General features: G+C 49.3%; 18 protein-coding genes. 12 read left to right on the plus strand and 6 right to left on the minus strand.

The features are described from left to right. Positions 1-41: 41 nt before the first annotated feature. The 10 genes from DFR27_RS07285 (at position 42) to purD (ending at position 11,602) form a co-directional block, all read left to right on the plus strand. Positions 42-1,706, plus strand: coding sequence for a protein-disulfide reductase DsbD family protein (locus DFR27_RS07285; protein WP_121876791.1), 1,665 nt, complete (start codon positions 42-44; stop codon positions 1,704-1,706). A 156-nt stretch (positions 1,707-1,862) separates the two neighbouring features. Beyond that, positions 1,863-2,300 carry a type II 3-dehydroquinate dehydratase gene (gene aroQ / locus DFR27_RS07290; protein WP_121876792.1) on the plus strand — a complete coding sequence of 146 codons (438 nt, stop codon included), beginning with the start codon at positions 1,863-1,865 and terminating at the stop codon, positions 2,298-2,300. A gap of 52 nt (positions 2,301-2,352) precedes the next feature. Beyond that, positions 2,353-2,805, plus strand: coding sequence for an acetyl-CoA carboxylase biotin carboxyl carrier protein (accB, locus tag DFR27_RS07295; RefSeq protein ID WP_121876793.1), 453 nt, complete (start codon positions 2,353-2,355; stop codon positions 2,803-2,805). A 15-nt stretch (positions 2,806-2,820) separates the two neighbouring features. Continuing rightward, positions 2,821-4,161, plus strand: coding sequence for an acetyl-CoA carboxylase biotin carboxylase subunit (gene accC / locus DFR27_RS07300; RefSeq protein ID WP_121876794.1), 1,341 nt, complete (start codon positions 2,821-2,823; stop codon positions 4,159-4,161). A gap of 96 nt (positions 4,162-4,257) precedes the next feature. Further along, entirely contained in the window at positions 4,258-5,139 is an 882-nt protein-coding gene (gene prmA / locus DFR27_RS07305) for a 50S ribosomal protein L11 methyltransferase (RefSeq protein WP_121876795.1), read from the plus strand. Between the two features lie 11 nt (positions 5,140-5,150). Next, positions 5,151-7,238 carry a zinc-ribbon and DUF3426 domain-containing protein gene (locus DFR27_RS07310; protein WP_121876796.1) on the plus strand — a complete coding sequence of 696 codons (2,088 nt, stop codon included), beginning with the start codon at positions 5,151-5,153 and terminating at the stop codon, positions 7,236-7,238. A gap of 77 nt (positions 7,239-7,315) precedes the next feature. After that, positions 7,316-8,275, plus strand: a complete 960-nt coding sequence (dusB, locus tag DFR27_RS07315) for a tRNA dihydrouridine synthase DusB (RefSeq protein WP_121876797.1) — start codon at positions 7,316-7,318, stop codon at positions 8,273-8,275. 32 nt (positions 8,276-8,307) lie between these two features. After that, complete coding sequence (fis, locus tag DFR27_RS07320; RefSeq protein ID WP_121876798.1) at positions 8,308-8,580, plus strand: DNA-binding transcriptional regulator Fis; 273 nt, start codon at positions 8,308-8,310, stop codon at positions 8,578-8,580. Between the two features lie 173 nt (positions 8,581-8,753). Next, a complete protein-coding gene (purH, locus tag DFR27_RS07325; protein WP_121876799.1) occupies positions 8,754-10,319 on the plus strand; it encodes a bifunctional phosphoribosylaminoimidazolecarboxamide formyltransferase/IMP cyclohydrolase in 1,566 nt (521 codons plus the stop codon). 11 nt (positions 10,320-10,330) lie between these two features. Next, positions 10,331-11,602, plus strand: coding sequence for a phosphoribosylamine--glycine ligase (gene purD / locus DFR27_RS07330; protein WP_121876800.1), 1,272 nt, complete (start codon positions 10,331-10,333; stop codon positions 11,600-11,602). Positions 11,603-11,677: 75 nt separating this feature from the next. Here the strand turns inward: purD and crp are convergent, their stop codons facing one another. Then, the gene (gene crp, locus DFR27_RS07335) at positions 11,678-12,322 is read right to left on the minus strand and encodes a cAMP-activated global transcriptional regulator CRP (protein ID WP_121876801.1); all 645 of its coding nucleotides are present in this window, start codon (positions 12,320-12,322) and stop codon (positions 11,678-11,680) included. Between the two features lie 178 nt (positions 12,323-12,500). Here crp and DFR27_RS07340 point away from each other — a divergent pair, with 178 nt between their 5' ends. Both DFR27_RS07340 and coq7 read left to right on the plus strand, forming a co-directional pair. Next, complete coding sequence (locus DFR27_RS07340) at positions 12,501-12,926, plus strand: OsmC family protein (protein WP_121876802.1); 426 nt, start codon at positions 12,501-12,503, stop codon at positions 12,924-12,926. Further along, positions 12,923-13,561 (plus strand): 2-polyprenyl-3-methyl-6-methoxy-1,4-benzoquinone monooxygenase, encoded by a 639-nt coding sequence (coq7, locus tag DFR27_RS07345; RefSeq protein WP_121876803.1) that lies wholly within the window; start codon positions 12,923-12,925, stop codon positions 13,559-13,561. The genes DFR27_RS07340 and coq7 overlap by 4 nt, the downstream gene beginning before the upstream one ends. A 50-nt stretch (positions 13,562-13,611) precedes the next feature. Here coq7 and trpC read toward each other — a convergent pair whose 3' ends face one another. From trpC to rpe, 5 genes are all read right to left on the minus strand, one after another. Next, positions 13,612-14,415, minus strand: coding sequence for an indole-3-glycerol phosphate synthase TrpC (gene trpC, locus DFR27_RS07350; protein WP_121876804.1), 804 nt, complete (start codon positions 14,413-14,415; stop codon positions 13,612-13,614). Next, positions 14,412-15,443, minus strand: a complete 1,032-nt coding sequence (gene trpD, locus DFR27_RS07355) for an anthranilate phosphoribosyltransferase (protein WP_121876805.1) — start codon at positions 15,441-15,443, stop codon at positions 14,412-14,414. The genes trpC and trpD overlap by 4 nt, the downstream gene beginning before the upstream one ends. Then, the gene (locus DFR27_RS07360; RefSeq protein WP_121876806.1) at positions 15,443-16,027 is read right to left on the minus strand and encodes an anthranilate synthase component II; all 585 of its coding nucleotides are present in this window, start codon (positions 16,025-16,027) and stop codon (positions 15,443-15,445) included. The genes trpD and DFR27_RS07360 overlap by 1 nt, the downstream gene beginning before the upstream one ends. Further along, the gene (trpE, locus tag DFR27_RS07365; protein ID WP_121876807.1) at positions 16,024-17,511 is read right to left on the minus strand and encodes an anthranilate synthase component I; all 1,488 of its coding nucleotides are present in this window, start codon (positions 17,509-17,511) and stop codon (positions 16,024-16,026) included. Before trpE ends, DFR27_RS07360 begins: the two co-directional genes overlap by 4 nt. Positions 17,512-17,751: 240 nt before the next feature. Further along, positions 17,752-18,426, minus strand: coding sequence for a ribulose-phosphate 3-epimerase (gene rpe / locus DFR27_RS07370; protein ID WP_121876808.1), 675 nt, complete (start codon positions 18,424-18,426; stop codon positions 17,752-17,754). Positions 18,427-18,565 lie beyond the last annotated feature (139 nt).

Raw genomic sequence — 18,565 nt, forward strand, 5'->3', positions numbered from 1 at the left:
TCATACGAACAAAAATGCAGTAAGGGTAGGTACTAGCCAACATGTTTAAGAAAATTTCACTCACGCTAGCCACGCTGCTTATCTTGGTAAGCACCGCCGCCTTTGCCCAGTTTACGGACAACGGGGCGTTTCCTGCCGCGCCTAGCTTTCTCGCTGTAGATGAAGCCTACCAAGCATCCCCTGAGTGGCGCGACGGCGAACTCTCCGTCATCTGGGACGCTAAGCCCGGCTACTATCTCTATCAGCATCAGTTCGCCCACCAGCTCAACGGCCAACCGTTGGACGTTAGCTACCCTGACACGGCTATCATCAAGTTTGATGAATTCTTCAACCAAGAGCTGTCTGTTTTCTATGACAATGCCTTCGTGGTGGCAACCACTCTAGAACCCAGCGTAGGTGACATCTTAATGCTGAGTTTCCAAGGCTGTGCCGACGCGGGCTTGTGCTATCCGCCCGAAACTTGGTACTTCGAATACCTAGGCAATGGCGCATTCTCATCAACGGAGGGTGAGCAAGCCGAGTATAGTAATTCGGACGTCGCGCCGCTCGCCACCCCCAGCTTTTCATGGTTAATGATTTTTTCTGCCTTTCTTGGCGGACTGATCCTCAACGCAATGCCGTGCGTGTTTCCAGTGCTTGCTCTCAAAGCAACAAGCTTTATTAACGCCGGTGCTTCGGCGAAACAACACGCATGGATCTATACCGCAGGCGTAGTACTAAGTTTCTTGCTCTTCGCAGTGGTGATTGTTGCGCTAGCCTTAGCGGGGCAACAAGTTGGCTGGGGCTTCCATCTCCAATCTCCTGTTATGGTAACCATCCTAATTTATCTGTTCGTTGCCATGGCGTTAGTATTAGCCCTGGATATGCCGCTAGCACAACGACTCATGGGAGCAGGCTCGGAACTCCAACAGGGGCATTCAAAGTCAGCAAGCTTTTTTACTGGACTACTCGCGGTAGTGGTAGCCAGCCCGTGCACTGCTCCATTCATGGGCGCAGCGATGGGCGCGGCGCTAACTCAATCTGCCACCGCGACTTTTGCCATCTTTATTGCTATCGGCTTCGGTATGGCCGCCCCCATTCTCGTACTTAGCTATTGGCCAGGGCTCATTCAGCGCCTACCAAAGCCAGGCCTCTGGATGGTCAAGGTTCGAGAATTTATGGTATTTCCACTCCTGGCTACCGCCCTCTACTTGCTTTGGGTTGTTGGTCAGCAAACTGGCGTCACGGGGTTGACTATGATTGCGTTGGGCGCACTCCTCATCGCCTTGGCACTATGGTTGATCAATATGCCATCGAAAGGTGCAAAGCTGTCGGGAGTTATTCTGGTTGCGCTCGCCGCTTACCTCGCTCAGCCGAGCGAACCAACTATTAGCAAGTGGGTGGACTACTCACCACTAGCCCTTACTCAAGCACGCAGCGAAGGGCCGGTATTTGTGGATGTTACTGCTGCGTGGTGTATTACCTGCCTCGCCAATAAGCGAGTACTGAACGCCGAGACTACACAGTCAGCGTTCACCGCCAATAATGTGACACTTATTGAGGCCGACTGGACTTCTGCCGATGAAAATATTAGCCGCTATTTAAGTCTTTACGGCCGCGCTGGCGTACCGCTTTATGTCTTCTATCCGGCTAACTCAGAAGCAGGCATTGTGCTGCCACAGTTACTCACTGAGCGTGTTATTTTAGAGACTATTAATTCAAATTGAGTCACACTAAAGGGTGCTAATCCCTTAAACGCGCGTTTGAAATTGTAGCTAAATGTCACAAATATCATCAAACTGCAACGAAGTTAGACTTTTTATTGGACTATGTTCTGGTTTTACTGCAAAATTAGCAGAAATCAGAACTGACTGGTCACAAAAATGTCTACGCTGTTACTTTTACATGGTCCCAACCTCAACCTTCTAGGAACTCGAGAGCCTGAAATATACGGTTCAGAGAGCTTGGAGAATATCAACACTCGATTACGTGATACGGCAACCGCTTCAGGTCATGAATTATTGAGTTTTCAAAGCAACCATGAAGGCGCTCTGGTCGATCGCATCCAGCAAGCGGCTGGCGAAGGCGTTTCCCACATTCTGATCAATCCCGCTGCTTATACCCATACCAGCGTCGCGATTCGCGATGCCTTGCTTGCAGTGGCTATTCCATTTACCGAAATTCATTTGTCGAATCCTCATAGTCGCGAGGAGTTTCGTCATCATTCATTCCTCAGTGATATCGCCCAAGGTGTAGTGGTTGGTTTTGGCCCACAGAGTTACGACGTGGCCCTAAATGGCATCCTAAGCACATTGGCATAACACTGAACGAAATACATTTGTTTCCGCTCACCCTATTAGAGAGTAAAAAGTCATGGACATTCGTAAAATTAAAAAACTAATCGAACTGCTCGAAGAATCAGACATCGGTGAAATTGAGATCAAAGAGGGCGAAGAATCGGTTCGCATCAGCCGTGGTAGTGGCGTAGCTTACGCTCCAGTTGCTGCACCAGCTCCTGCGCCAGTTGCTGCCGCTGCTCCTGCCGCCGCGCCTGCTCCAGTTGCTGCGGTTGAAGCCGAAGCAGCAGTTCCGGCCGACGCCCTTAAGTCGCCAATGGTTGGTACTTTCTACGGCGCACCAGCCCCAGGCTCAGCACCTTTCGTAACGGTCGGACAAACCGTTAAAGCCGGCGATGTAGTCTGCATCGTTGAAGCAATGAAAATGATGAACCAGATCGAAGCTGATAAATCTGGCGTTGTTGAGGCGATCCTTGTTCAGGATGGCTCTCCGGTTGAATTCGACCAGCCACTTATCGTTATTGCTTAATTCGAGGTTGCACTTATGTTGAAGAAAGTTCTCATCGCAAACCGCGGCGAGATTGCACTTCGCGTTTTACGAGCCTGTAAAGAGCTCGACATCAAAACCGTCGCAGTGCATTCCGTTGTGGATCGCGATCTCAAGCACGTAAGGCTTGCCGATGAATCCGTATGTATCGGCCCTAACCCTTCACCGCAGAGCTACCTGAATATTCCAGCTATTATTGCGGCCATGGAAATAACAGGGGCCGACTCGGTTCACCCCGGTTATGGCTTCTTGGCTGAAAATGCCGATTTTGCTGAACAAGTAGAAAATAGCGGCTTTACCTTTATTGGCCCTAGCGCCGATGTTATTCGCAAGATGGGTGACAAGGTTGCAGCTATTGAGGCAATGATTGAAGCTCAGGTCCCAACAGTCCCAGGTTCTAACGGCCCTCTTAATGATGACCCTGCGCGAAATGAGCGTCTCGCCGATGAAATCGGTTTGCCAGTCATCATTAAAGCCGCGGCTGGCGGCGGTGGACGTGGGATGCGTGTTGTCCATGAGAAATCTGAACTCATCAATTCGATTGCCGTGACTAAAGCTGAAGCTGCCGCGGCCTTTGGTGATGGCACTGTGTACATGGAGAAGTTCTTACAAACTCCTCGCCACGTAGAGATTCAGGTCCTCTCTGATAAACATGGCAACGCTATTCATCTTGGTGATCGTGATTGCTCACTTCAGCGTCGCCATCAAAAAGTACTGGAAGAAGCACCAGCACCGTTCATCGATGAAGAAGCTCGTGCACAGGTGCAAAAAGCCTGTACCGATGCCTGTAAGAAGATTGGTTACGCCGGTGCCGGCACCTTTGAATTCCTCTATGAGAACGGGAAGTTCTATTTCATTGAAATGAACACCCGAGTTCAGGTTGAGCATCCTGTCACTGAGATGGTGACGGGTGTGGATATCGTAAAGGAGCAGCTCCTTATTGCCGCTGGTTTACCACTTTCCTATACGCAAGATCAAATTGAGATCAAAGGCCACGCCTTTGAATGTCGTATTAACGCTGAGGATCCTGTCCGCTTCCTACCCAGCCCGGGTAAAGTGGACGTCTTCCATGCGCCAGGCGGCCTTGGTGTTCGCGTTGACTCACATCTTTATAGTGGCTATACCGTCCCACCTAACTACGATTCGTTAATCGCTAAGGTGATTTGCTGGGGTGATACCCGCGCTGAAGCTTTGAAACGAACTGAGCGAGCGCTCGGCGAGACAGTAGTTCAAGGAATCAAGACCAACATCCCGCTTCAGGTTGATCTAGTGACCGACCCAGAGTTCAAGAAAGGCGGTATCAACATCCACTATCTTGAGAAGAAATTAGGAATGTAAGCTTCCCATTGAAGATATCAAAGGCGCAGATTGTTCTGCGCCTTTTTTGTTGGAACTGTTAAACTTCGGTTATTACCATTCGAGGAACGCTAAACCATGAACTGGCTGCAAATAAAGTTCGATTTACAACGAAGCGATGTTGAAGCATTTGAAGACCTGCTACTCGCAACGGGATCTCATGCTATCACACTTCGCGACAATGAAGATGAGCCAGTCTTAGAGCCAGGCGTTGGAGAAACTCCGCTTTGGTCAAATACCCAAATCACGGCATTGTATGATGCTGATATTGATGTTGACGCCCTAATTTCCGTTATTCAAGATCACTGGACTGGAGCGTTACCTAGCTACCGAGCAGAGATTCTTGAAAACAAAGATTGGGAGCGAGCCTGGATGGACAACTACCATCCAATGCAATTTGGTGAGCGTCTTTGGATTTGCCCCAGCTGGAAAGAAGCGCCAAACCCGAATGCCGTTAACCTTATGCTTGATCCGGGATTAGCCTTTGGCACCGGAACCCACCCAACCACTTCACTGTGCTTAAAATGGCTAGATGAACAGACTTGGAATAGTGAATTAGTATTGGATTTTGGCTGCGGTAGCGGAATTCTCGCTATTGCTGCACTTTTGCTTGGCGCCGATACAGCTGTGGGTGTGGATATTGACCCCCAGGCAGTTGATGCCACCTACGAAAACGCGAGCCGCAATCAAGTCAAGCCTGAGCGAATTAGCGTTTACCTCCCTGAAAACGCACCAAAAGTTCTGGCCGACATCACAATCGCCAACATTCTCGCTGGTCCACTTGAAGCCCTATCCGATAAACTGATTAAGCAGACCAAGATCGGCGGCAGAATAGTACTCAGCGGTCTCCTTGCAGGGCAAGCTGAAATTGTTGCAAAGTCCTACGAACACGCTATTGACTGGAATCCCGTGACCCTGCAAGACGGATGGGCTAGACTGGACGGTATAAGAATAAAATAAGCACTCCAAGAATGAGTAAGTCACACAACTACATCGTTTTTTGCCCCGCCTGCAAGGCTCGCTTTTACGTCACTAAGCCGATGTTAGCGCAAGCCAATAGTCACGTGCGATGTGGTTCCTGCAGCAAGGTATTTAGTGCGGCCTCTCAGGTATTCCCGGTAGCTGACAATGCTGAGTTCGAGGGATACTTCGAAGACCTAGCCTATGCCGTGGATGACATCGCCCCAGTCCAGCCTGGACAGATTGATTCAGCGGACTGGCTAGACGACGAACTCATTGCGCTAGCAGAACTTGATGCTGAACGCTCTTTCAGTGACGACGAACTACCCGAGATCGATGACGACATTTTTCGTGAGATCGACGATGAACTCAATTCCCTGCTCGCCGATCAGATTGCCAATAACGAGGATGATTACCCTGAGGCTCGTATTGACCTAGATTCTTCGTTATTGTCCGACAATGACAGCAACCCTCAGCCTATCGGTCAACACAACAACGCAGCCTCGCTAGAGAAGATTGCTTCTGAATCAGAAGTAACGGCCGAAACAGAAGTAACGGCCGAAACAGAAACATCAGCCGAAACAGAAGCATCTGACGAACCAGAAGCATCTGACGAACCAGAAGCATCTGACGAAACCGAGACAAAAGAGCACCTCTCCCAGAGTCACGAGCATCGAGAGCCAAGTATAAGTTCGGAGTTCTTCGCAGATCTTACACTGAGTGCTAATGAAGCCGAAGACGACCACGCGAAGACAATAAGCTTCGAACATATGCCAATTATCGATACCACCGATGATGCAGTCCTAGCACCCGATGAAAAACAGAGTTTAACGAGTGAAGGTAGCTACGACGCGGAGAGTGATTTGGTAGAAGCCGATAAATCCATCGGTGAGAGCGTTGATGGTGATAACGTCTCTGCAGACATAGCTGTGAGTGCGAAGCACATTGATGAAGAATGTGTAGAAGTGTCGCCAGAAGAAGCTCCCGAAATAGCAACTCAACAAGACGCTGAAAACGCAAACGCTGAAGAATCATCCCAAGAAGACACTGAAAACGCAGACGCTGAAGAGTCATTCCAAGAAGACACCGAGAACACCGGCACTGAAGTCGCAACTAGAGAAGAACCTCACTCCAGCGACGATGCGCTCAACGACATAAGCTCGGTTCAGCTCGATGACGAAGAAGCAGTGCTAGGCAAAACGGCCAACGACGATGCTCAGCACGAGACTCCCTTTGAAGTGGGCGAATTCTCGGATTTCAATGATGATGTTAGAGAACTCGAAGAACCTGAAGAGCTTGAAGAGCTTGAAGAGCTTGAAGAGCTTGAAGAGCTTGAAGAGCTTGAAGAGCCTGAAGAGCCTGAAGAGCTTGAAGAGCTTGAAGAGCCTGAAGAGCCTGAAGAGCTTGAAGAGCTTGAAGAGCTTGAAGAGCCTGAAGAGCCTGAAGAGCCTGAAGAGCCTGAAGAGTCTGAAGAGCCTGAAGAGCCTGAAGAGTCTGAGGAGATTGCACCATCTGAGCAATCTGAGCAACTTGAAGAACCTGAACAGCTTGAAGAGTTTGAAGATGGCCATAACGACCAGTCGTATCAGCCTCACTTGGCAGAAATGGATTTGGCACTGCAGAACACTAGCAGATTACCAACCATAGCCTGGAGCGGGCTCTCGCTCATCTTATTGCTGATTTTCGCTGCACAGCTAGCGTGGCTAAATCTTGCTAGTTGGTCCACGCAGGATCAGTACCGACCCTATTACCTAAGCGCATGTGAGCTCCTCAACTGCGAAATACCTCGCTACGACAATATCGAGGCAATCGAGATCATAGATTTCAATATTCAAGCTGACGAAACCGAAGGCTTGCTTGACGTGAACGTCAGCATTCGTAACTCCGCAGCGTTTGCCCAGCGCCTACCAACACTTCAACTCGAATTCAGCAGTGCCAGTGGTATCCCAGTCACCACGCTGAATTACGACATCCGCCAATTGCTGACGAGCACTCCAATGGAGCAACTCGAGCCAGGAAAAGTCATCACGATTCAGTTCTATGTGGTTGACCCCGGTGACATCGCCACCAGCTACCAAGCTTACATTGTAAAAAATTGATCCTTTTTCACTCAAACTTCTTTAGCTTGGCGGCATCATAAGCTAGAATCGCTCGCCCAGAACAAATGGCTAATGAGATGTATCGCATAGGTCCCTATCAGTTATCGAACCCCACTATACTTGCCCCCATGGCTGGCGTAACGGATTTACCGTTTCGTCGCTTATGCCATCGCATGGGTGCAGGGCTTGTTGTGGGTGAAATGCTGACGTCAGACATCTCACTTTGGAATTCAACGAAAAGTAGGCATCGACTTCGCCACGATAACGAAGTTACGCCAAAGGCCATTCAGATCGCCGGCGGCGACGCTGAAATGTTGGCCAACGCCGCACAGATGACTCAGCAGCTTGGCGCACAGATTATCGACATTAATATGGGCTGCCCTGCCAAGAAGGTCTGCAAGAAAGCTGCTGGCTCGGCATTACTGAAAGATGAGGCGCTAGTTACCGAAATTCTCCATGCGGTCGTTGCCGCGGTGGATGTACCCGTGACGCTGAAGATTCGTACCGGGTGGTCTCCAGAGCAACGAAATGGTGTCACCATTGCAAGAATTGCTGAAGACGCTGGTATTAAGTCGCTAGCTGTTCACGGCCGGACTCGCGCCTGTAAATATCAAGGCGAAGCAGAATATGAAACCATTCGTCAGATTGTTGAAGCCGTTGATATCCCTGTCGCCGCAAACGGCGATATTGAGACGCCAGAAAAAGCAAAAGAAGTGATAGAATTCACTGGCGCAAAAGCGGTCATGATAGGCAGAGCCGCTCAAGGTAGCCCCTGGCTATTTCGCGAGATTAATCATTACTTGGCCAATGGTGAACACTTACCAACTATTGACCGTAAAGAACAAGCCGAGATTCTCCTCGATCATATTAAACAGCTGCATGAATTCTATGGCCCAGTCATGGGTTACAGAATTGCGCGTAAGCATGTCAACTGGTATCTGAAGCCCGTTGGCGCGGATCGAGAATTTATAAAGATGTTTAACAGCATCGAAAGTGAAGCAGATCAACTAAAGACCATTTCAAATTTTTTGAGTTAGAAAAAAGACCTAATAGGAGAGGAACTCAGAGCATGAGTGAACAGCTGTTAAAGGCCACCGAGGCCAACGTTGAAGATTACCCGACATTACGCGACTCGGTAGCCCGTTCAATGCGCAATTATTTCATGGCCCTAGAAGGCCAGGAACCAAACGAAATCTATGACATGGTCATGAATGAAGTTGAAGAACCTCTTTTAGAAGCGGTAATGAAGTTTACGAAGAATAACCAATCTCGTGCAGCCAGCATTATGGGACTAAACCGAGGAACTCTTCGCAAGAAGCTAAAGCGTTACGATATGCTTTAAAAGTCCTCTCGTTGGGGGGTATCAAGCTATGTGCTTTGCCCCCAAAGCGCCCTTCCCTCCATCAATCTTCTCTCCCAGAGCCTTACCCCTCTAAATGGTAATAATTGCTGCGACATGTCGCCGTCGTTTTTGTAAAATTCAACGTTTACTATGTACCACTACTAGAGGCTCTCATGTCAGTAACTGCTGTTAAACGCGCGCTAATTAGCGTGTCAGATAAATCAGGTGTCGTCGATTTCGCTCGTGAACTAGTCGCCCAAGGTGTTGAAATCCTATCCACCGGCGGAACGTTTAAGCTACTAAACAACGAGGGGATTGCTGTTACTGAGGTCGCCAAAGTCACCGGTTTCCCAGAAATCATGGACGGCCGAGTCAAGACTCTACACCCCACTATTCATGGCGGTATTCTTGCGCGCCGTGGTCAAGATGACGAAACCGCAGCAACTCATGGTATTGGCTACATCGATATGGTCGTTGTCAATCTCTATCCTTTCCGTGAAACTATTGCCCAAGCTGATTGCTCGCTAGACCATGCGATTGAGAACATCGATATCGGTGGCCCAACAATGGTTCGAGCTGCGGCAAAAAACCACAAGTATGTTGGCATTGTTGTGGACGCGGGCGACTACGATCGTATTATTGATGAACTAAAGTCTGACGGAGGACTTAGCTCAGTACTCAAGCGCGAATTGGCCGCCAAAGCCTTCGCCCATACCGCAGACTACGACGGTGCTATCGCCAACTACTTGGGTGCACTCGAGAACGATGCACCCAGCGACGCTTTCCCAACCACATTTAACCGCCAGTTCGTTAAAACTGAAGACTTGCGCTACGGTGAAAACCCACATCAGCGTGCCGCGTTTTATCGCGAACATGACTTAAAGGAAGCCAGTGTTGCGAGCGCAGTTCAGCTAAATGGTAAAGCGCTGTCATTCAATAACATCGCCGATACTGACGCTGCCCTTGAATGCGTTAAATGCTTCGAAGAGCCTGCCTGCGTGATTGTTAAGCACGCTAACCCCTGTGGTGTAGCAATTGGTTCAAATATCTTAAATGCCTACGATCGCGCTTTTAGCACTGATCCAACTTCAGCCTTTGGTGGTATTATCGCGTTCAACCGTGAACTCGATGCTGACACCGCCAAGGCCATTATTGACCGTCAGTTTGTGGAAGTCATCATCGCTCCGAGTGTGAGCGAGGAAGCTGCCGCGATCGTGGCAACGAAGGCCAACGTTCGCCTCTTGAGCTGTGGAGACTTAACGGAGCAAGGCGCTGCGTATGACTTTAAACGCGTCAACGGCGGCTTACTCATCCAAGACCGTGATCTCAAGCCTATTAACGCGGATGATCTTAAGGTAGTGAGTAAAATTGCACCCTCTGCGGAGCAGGTTCGTGACTTACTATTCGCTTGGAACGTGGCGAATTACGTCAAGTCCAATGCCATTGTGTATGTGAATGATGGAATGACAATCGGCGTGGGTGCTGGACAAATGAGCCGAGTTTACTCTGCTAAAATTGCGGCCATCAAAGCCGCTGACGAAAACTTGGTGGTTGAAGGCTCAGTGATGGCCTCGGACGCATTCTTCCCATTTAGAGATGGTATTGACGCAGCCGCTGCAGCTGGCATCAAAGCCATTATTCAACCAGGCGGTTCAATGCGCGATGAAGAAGTTATCGCCGCCGCCGATGAACACGGCATCGCTATGGTGTTTACTGGCGTTCGTCACTTCCGCCACTAAGGAGTTTAAAAATGAACATATTAGTTATTGGTAGTGGCGGTAGAGAGCACGCCCTTGCATGGAAGTGTGCTCAAAGCCCACTCGCAGAGAACGTATTCGTTGCCCCCGGCAATGCGGGTACTGCACTAGACGCACAGCTGAGCAACGTTAGCTTGGACGTCAGCAATCATGCTGAAGCCATTCGGTGGGCCAAGGAAAACAAGATTGGCCTAACTATTGTTGGTCCTGAGCAGCCTTTGGTTGACGGTATTGTTGATGCCTTCGAAGCTGAGGGGCTCGCAATTTTTGGACCGCGCGCAGGCGCAGCGCAGCTGGAAGGATCCAAACAGTTCGCCAAGGATTTCTTAGCTCGCCACCAGATTCCAACGGCTTTCTATGAAGTCTTTACAGAAGTTGCCCCAGCGCATGCTTATATTGATGAGAAAGGCGCGCCAATTGTTGTGAAGGCCGATGGTTTAGCAGCCGGAAAAGGCGTGGTAGTAGCTCAGACTGCCGACGAAGCGAAGCAAGCCGTCACAGATATGCTCCAAGACAACGCCTTCGGCGATGCCGGAAGCCGAGTAGTCATCGAAGAGTTTCTCGCTGGTGAAGAGGCCTCGTTCATCGTCATGGTCGACGGTGAAGATGTGCTACCCATGGCTACCAGCCAAGATCATAAAGCACGTGACAATGGTGATTTAGGACCGAATACCGGCGGCATGGGTGCCTACTCACCTGCACCGTTAGTGGATGAAGCCATGCACCAGCGAGTAATGAAAGAGGTCATCTACCCAACAGTGAAAGGTATGAATGCCGAGGGTAACTACTTCCGTGGCTTCCTTTATGCTGGTTTGATGATTGATGCTGATGGTGTCCCTAAGGTTTTGGAGTTCAACGTTCGCTTTGGTGACCCTGAAACCCAACCTATCATGTCTCGCATGAAGAGTGACCTTGTGGCTCACTGCTTAGCAGCAACTCAAGGTTCTCTAGCAAGCGAATCCGCTGAGTGGGACCAACGCTATGCACTAGGGGTTGTTATGGCCGCCGGTGGATATCCGTTTAGCTATGCCAAGTCGCGTGTTATCTCAGGTATCGAAGAGGCTGACACCGTCAGCAAGGTTTTCCATGCAGGCACTGCTATGCAAGGCGATGATGTCGTGACCTCTGGCGGGCGAGTACTGTGTGTTGTTGCACTTGGCCACAACGTTGCCGAGGCACAGCAAGCCGCCTACAACGGCGTAGCGAAAATCAGTTGGGAAGATGAGTACCACCGAACTGATATCGGCTTCAAAGCCATTCGTTAAAGGCGAAAGCCAAAAGCAATAAAAAAGCAGCCAATGGCTGCTTTTTTTATTGGAACTTAGAAGGTAACAGGGTAATCAGCGTGTACCGTAAACTACCATGGTCTTACCGCTAACGGAAACAAGCTCTTGCTCTTCTAGGTTCTTCAGTACACGACCTACCATTTCGCGCGAACAACCAACAATCCGACCAATCTCCTGACGTGTAATCTTGATCTGCATACCGTCTGGATGTGTCATCGCATCTGGCTGCTTAGCTAAATCAAGTAAGGTTCGAGCTACCCGACCAGTCACGTCTAAGAAAGCGAGATTACCCACTTTCTGAGTAGTTTCGCGAAGGCGATGCGCCATCTGCTGACACAGAGCCTCTAAAACCTCTGGGTGTTGATGACTCACCTCGCGGAATCGAGCGAAACTGATCTCGGCGACTTCACATTCAGTTTTTGCACGGACCCATGCAGAGCGAGTAGGCTCTTCGCTGAATAAGCCCATCTCACCAAAGAAGTCACCAGAATTAAGGTAAGCAACGATCATCTCGCGACCTTCGTCCTCATCTTCTATCAATACGGTAACGGAACCTTTGATAATAAAGTACAGCGCGTCGGGCCGATCACCAGCATAAATGACCGTACTCTTGGCAGGGTAACGGCGACGATGGCAGTGATTCAAGAAGTCGCTAAACTTGTCTACCGGCGAAATAATGGGCCGAAAACTTGAGACCATACGTATAGCTCCTAGGTTTAAAGTTATTATTGTTTATCTTATCGCTATTATGAGATTAATCAAACTAACATGACCACTAGTTTCAGCGCTTAAATGATTTGTTTGTGAACTAGGCTCTAATTTTCTTTATGTTATATTAGCTTAAGTTAGTTAATTTATTGATTTGGAAGCAAAAAAAATGGAATCGAAGCTAAGTTGGCAAGGTGGTGTCAAATTCTTGGCCACTGCTGGAAGTGGTCATCAAGTTCTTATGGATGGAGCCCCCAATGCCGGTGGAGAAAATGCCGGCGCACGCCCGATGGAACTCATCCTCATGGGGCTTTCGGGCTGTGCGAGCTTTGATGTAGTAGGAATTCTTAAGAAGGCAAAGCAAGATGTGGAAGCCGTAGATGTTGAGGTCAGTGCCAACCGAGCAGACGAAACGCCTGCCGTGTTCACCGATATCCATTTAACATTTATTGTTACTGGCCGTAACATTAAGGCTGCCCTAGTAGAACGCGCGGTTAAACTCTCCGCCGAAAAATATTGCTCGGCTTCAATTATGCTGGCGCGAGGTGGTGTAAACATTACTCACGAAATTGTGATTAAGGAGCCCGCTGCATGATAGCCCTTAGTGTTATTGATAAGTTCATTACTCAAAGTGATAGAGCGCTGCGAACCATAGCGGCAGGCGAACAGACTAGCGATAGACCGTCTCCAGCGAGGCAACAGCCTCATTGCGAAATGACAGACTCCGAGCGCGCTCACGTCGCCGGCCTGATGCGCGTAAACCACGCAGGTGAAGTCTGTGCTCAAGCGCTCTATCAGGGCCAGGCTCTCACGGCAAAATTGCCGGAAGTTCGCCTAGAAATGGAACATGCTGCGGCTGAGGAAGTTGACCACCTAGTTTGGTGTGAAGAGCGCCTCAATGAGCTAGACGCGAAGCCAAGTATCCTCAATCCACTTTGGTATGGAATGTCATTTGCCATTGGAGCCACTGCTGGACTCGTCTCAGATAAGGTAAGCCTGGGCTTCGTTGCTGCAACCGAAGACCTAGTCTGCGGTCATCTGAGTTCTCACCTAGATAAAATTCCTGAAGACGATAAACGAACTCGAGCGGTATTGGAGCAAATGCATGAAGACGAACTTCGTCATGGCGAAGCGGCATTGGCAGCCGGCGGCTATGAGTTCCCTGCGCCAATTAAACGCGGGATGTCAGAAGTGGCAAAAGTGATGACTACCTTGGCTTATCGCTGCTAAGCGCTGTACCAAAGCTCTAAACCAAGCCTCCGAAGCCATGAATTCCTGCGCTAAGCCGCAGGAAAGAATAACTTCGCCAACTGATGCCCTGGGTTCTCTGCTCGCATAAAGGCCTCACCAACCAAGAACGCGGAGACGTCATTCGCTCGCATCAATGCTACGTCTTCAGCCGTGTGAATACCACTTTCCGTGACCACCGTACAGTCTTCCGGAATGCGTTCAAGCAATGAAGTGGTGGTGGATAATGAGGTCTCAAAGTTGTGCAGATTACGATTATTAATCCCTACTAAGCGTGGATTAACACGCAACGCAGATTCCAATTCATACTCGTCGTGAACTTCAATGAGTACATCCATACCCAGCGTTGTCGCCAAATTATGAAACTCAGCTAATTGCTCATCGCTAAGAATAGCAACAATGAGCAAAATACAGTCTGCCCCAAGCAATCTTGACTCCCAAATCTGGTAGGCATCCACCACAAAATCTTTGCGAAGGATAGGCAAGCTAACTTCTTCACGAGCCTGCTTAAGGTAGTCATCTGAGCCTTTAAAGAAAGCGATGTCGGTGAGTACTGATAAACAAGCGGCACCGTGATCCTCATAGGCTCTAGCGATCTCCTTCGGAACGAAGTGTTCGCGAATAACACCCTTACTGGGAGATGCCTTCTTTACCTCGGCAATAATCCCAGCACCAAGTTCTGACGCGCGATCCTTCAGCTGCGTTACAAAACCGCGACACGGTGGCAGCCCAACCAGCATAGGCTCCAATTTATCTTGCGGCAAGAGTCGTTTACGCTCTTCAACTTCTAGCAACTTATGCGCGACAATTTTTTCTAATACCGTAGGTACGCTCACGAAAACTCCCCTAACAACTGACTAAACTCAGCTAATTCTTTTAATTTTTCACTCGCAACGCCCGAGGCAATGATATCTAAGGCGATGGTAACCCCCTCGGCAATGGAATCTGCAACACCGCCCACATAGAGCGCCGCACCAGCATTAAACGCAACCATCTGAGAAGCAGATTCATGATCGCCCTTCAATGCCTGCTGTAACATTGACAAACTCTCAGTTGGCCCATTAACACACAACGCGCTGATATCAGTCAGCGCCTCTAACCCCACTTCGCTCGCGGATACTTCATACTCAGAGATCTTGCCATTACGAAGCTCTGCCACCGTGTTGTTGGCCGCTAAGGAGAATTCATCCAGCCCATCGCCTGAGTGCACCACAAGTGCGTGTTCTGATCCAAGCTCCTGAAGGGCCTGGGCAACCGGTACCACCCAAGCTTTATCAAACACGCCTACTAACTGACGGCGAACTGAGGCTGGATTGGTCAACGGACCGAGAAGATTAAAGACGGTGCGCACTCCCAATGCTTTTCGAGCGGGAATGGCATATTTCATAGACGGGTGATGGTTAATGGCAAACATGAAACCCAACCCGACTTCATCAATACATCTGGCCAGTGCGGGGCCCTGTAGCGTTAGATTCACACCAGCCGCTTCCAAAACATCGGCTGAGCCCGAGCTACTTGATACACTCCGATTACCGTGTTTAGCCACGGTTAATCCAGCTGCCGCAACCACGACTGAGGCCGCTGTAGAAACATTGAAGAGATTAGCGCCATCACCGCCGGTGCCAACGATATCTACCGCATTGCCTGCCTTAATCACTACCGGTGACATAAGACTACGCATAACGTCCGCTGCCGCTGCAATCTGACCCGGCGTTTCACCTCTTAGTCTTAGGGCAACCAAAAAACCGGAAATTAATTCATTTGATACTTCGCCGCTCATTAGCGATTGCATGGCCGCACGCATCTGATCATTACTTAGCGGTTGATTATTAAGTAAGCACTCTAGTGCTGCGTGTACCGCCATTAGCGCGTCCCCTTCAAAAATAGTTCGAACTGATCATGGCCATGCTCAGACAGGATTGACTCTGGGTGGTATTGCACACCTTCAATATCTAATTCACGATGACGAACCCCCATGATCTCCTCAATTTCACCGTTTTCGTCTTGGGTCCATGCCGTAATTTCTAGGCACTCAGGTACCGACGATTTATCAATCACCAAACTGTGATAGCGGGTGGCAGTAAAGCCTTGCGGCAGGCCTGAAAAAACACCAACATTGCGATGAAAGATGGGGCTGGTCTTGCCATGCATCACTTGTGCAGCACGAACAATCTTCCCACCAAACACTTGGCCAATACTTTGATGGCCTAAACACACGCCTAGAATTGGGAGTTTTCCCATAAAGTGCGCAATGACGGCCATTGAGACACCGGCCTCATTAGGCGTACACGGCCCTGGCGAAATAATAATCTTCGCTGGATTCAGCGCCTCAATCTGTGCCACCGATAACTCATCATTACGAATGACCTTAACATCCGCCTTCAACTCGGCTAAATACTGCACAATGTTGTAGGTAAAGGAGTCATAGTTGTCGATCATCAAAATCATTGCTGCCGCTCCTTTTTAGCCGATAGCATCGAGGCGGCGCGAAGCACAGCACGCGCCTTATTTCGGGTTTCTTGCCACTCCAAATCTGGCTGCGAATCCGCGACCACCCCAGCACCAGCCTGAACATAAAGTCGTCCATCCTTTAGGACCGCGGTGCGGATGGCAATAGCGGTATCCATATTCCCATTCCAGCCAATATACCCCACGGCACCACCATAGATTCCACGATGACTGCTCTCTAGCTCATCGATAATCTCCATCGCTCTGACCTTTGGCGCGCCGCTTAGGGTGCCCGCCGGCATCGCCGCTCTCAGCACATCCATACAACCCAAACCCGCTCGCAATTTACCAGTCACGTTTGAAGTAATGTGCATAACATGAGAATAACGCTCAACGACCATCTTCTCGGTAAGTTTAACGGTGCCGCTTTCGGCCACTCTCCCCACATCATTTCGACCGAGATCAATTAGCATTAGATGTTCAGCAATCTCTTTCGGATCGGCTAGCAAGTCCGCCTCAAGAGCCTGATCGTCAGCTTCGGTCTTACCGCGTTTACGCGTTCCCGCAATAGGTCGAACGGTCACTTCACCCTGTTCCAATCGAGCTAGGATTTCGGGTGACGAGCCAACGACGTGATGATCCGCCAAATTGAGGCAATACATATAAGGGGATGGGTTAAGCAGTCGCAGTGCGCGATAGAGATCCGTGGCTGTATGCTCAAATGCCATCGACATCCGCTGAGACAGAACAACTTGCATGGTATCACCAGCTAGGACGTATTCCTTCACCTGATTCACCGCCGCTTTAAAGTCCGCTTCACTGGTATGAAGCCGAACCTCATCTTCAATGGTTGCATCGTCATCAAGGGAGATGTGCCCTACTGAAGTCTGTGCCGCTTTCAAATTGGCCTCAATTGCTCTTAAGCGCTGCTGAGCGCTGTCGTAGGCCCCATCTTCAGTAGGATTAGCATGCGTAATAATCTTAAGCGTGCCAGACAGGTTATCAAATACAATAACGTCTCGGGCAAGCATCATTAATACATCTGGGGTATCAATTTCTCGTTTGAGTGTTGCACCCTGTAATTTAGGCTCCACAAAGCGCACCGTGTCGTAGGAAAAATAGCCAACTAAACCGCCGTGAAACCTTGGCAAACCCTCTATCTCGGGCACTTTGAATTGGTGTCGATATTCATCGATATAATCCAGCGGGTTGGCGACCTCAAAGGCCTCCTGAAGCACTCCATTGTGCGTTATCTCCACACGCTGCTCATAAACTTTTAACACCTGTTCACAAGGCAAACCAATAATTGAGTAGCGCCCCCATTTTTCGCCGCCCTCAACGGACTCAAATAGAAAGCTATAGGGATGGTTGGCGAGTTTTAAGTAGCAGGAGACAGGTGTATCAAGGTCGGCGACGACTTCGCGAACAAGGGGGACATAGTTGTAACCTTGACGGCCAAATTGGTAGAAGGTTTCGGGTTTCATAGGGAACTCAAAAGTAGTTAAACGACAAGCAATGGAAAAAGAGTGCGTCCGTTTAGCTTCGCCATCGAAGGTTTGCAGAGGAGTTCATATAAAGCGAGGTATTCATAGCAGCCCGAGCTTAGCTCAATATCATTATTTAATTCCGAGTGTACCCCAGCTTTTGACAAAGAAAAACCCCCTATAAACCACTAAAACCGTGGGTTATAGAAGGCATTCCAAATGTTATAAAAAGAAGGCTATTTAGCGCTTAGCCTGTGCTAACTCAGCACGCATTGCCGCAATAGTTGCCGCATAGTCTTCGGTGTTGTAGATCGCCGATCCCGCTACAAAAGTATCCGCACCCGCTTCCGCTACCTCACGGATGTTTCCTAGGCCAACACCGCCATCGACTTCTAGGCGAATATCGTGACCAGACTGATCAATAAGAGCACGCGCCTGGCGAAGTTTATCCAGTGTAGATGGGATAAATTTTTGACCGCCGAAGCCAGGGTTAACGCTCATTAACAGCACCATATCAATCTTTTCCAAGGTGTACTCAAGAACATCTAATGAGGTAGCCGGATTGAACACCAAACCAGCTTTGCAACCACCGTCCCGGATCATCTGTAGTGATCGATCCACGTGCTTACTCGCCTCGGGGTGAAAGGTTATATAACTTGCGCCCGCATCAATAAACTGAGCAATCATGGCATCAACCGGCTCTACCATTAGGTGAACATCAATGGGTGCCGTTACACCATGATCACGCAGTGCTTTGCACACCATTGGACCAATCGTTAGGTTGGGTACGTAATGATTATCCATTACGTCGAAGTGCACCACATCGGCGCCGGCTTCGAGCACCGCATCAACCTCGTCACCTAAGCGAGCGAAATTTGCGGATAAAATTGAAGGTGCAAGCCAAAAATCTTTCATTACTATGCCTCGAGTAGTTGTTAAGACAAGCATAACCAAAAAATGCCGAAAAATCCGCGTCAATGCCAAAAACACCCATCACCTTTAAAGCGTAGCCCACATCATCAAATCCACCCCCGATCACGAATTTGTTCTAGGA

Origin of the sequence: Umboniibacter marinipuniceus (genome assembly GCF_003688415.1) — a bacterium.
In the GTDB taxonomy this organism is placed as follows: Bacteria; Pseudomonadota; Gammaproteobacteria; order Pseudomonadales; family DSM-25080; genus Umboniibacter; species Umboniibacter marinipuniceus.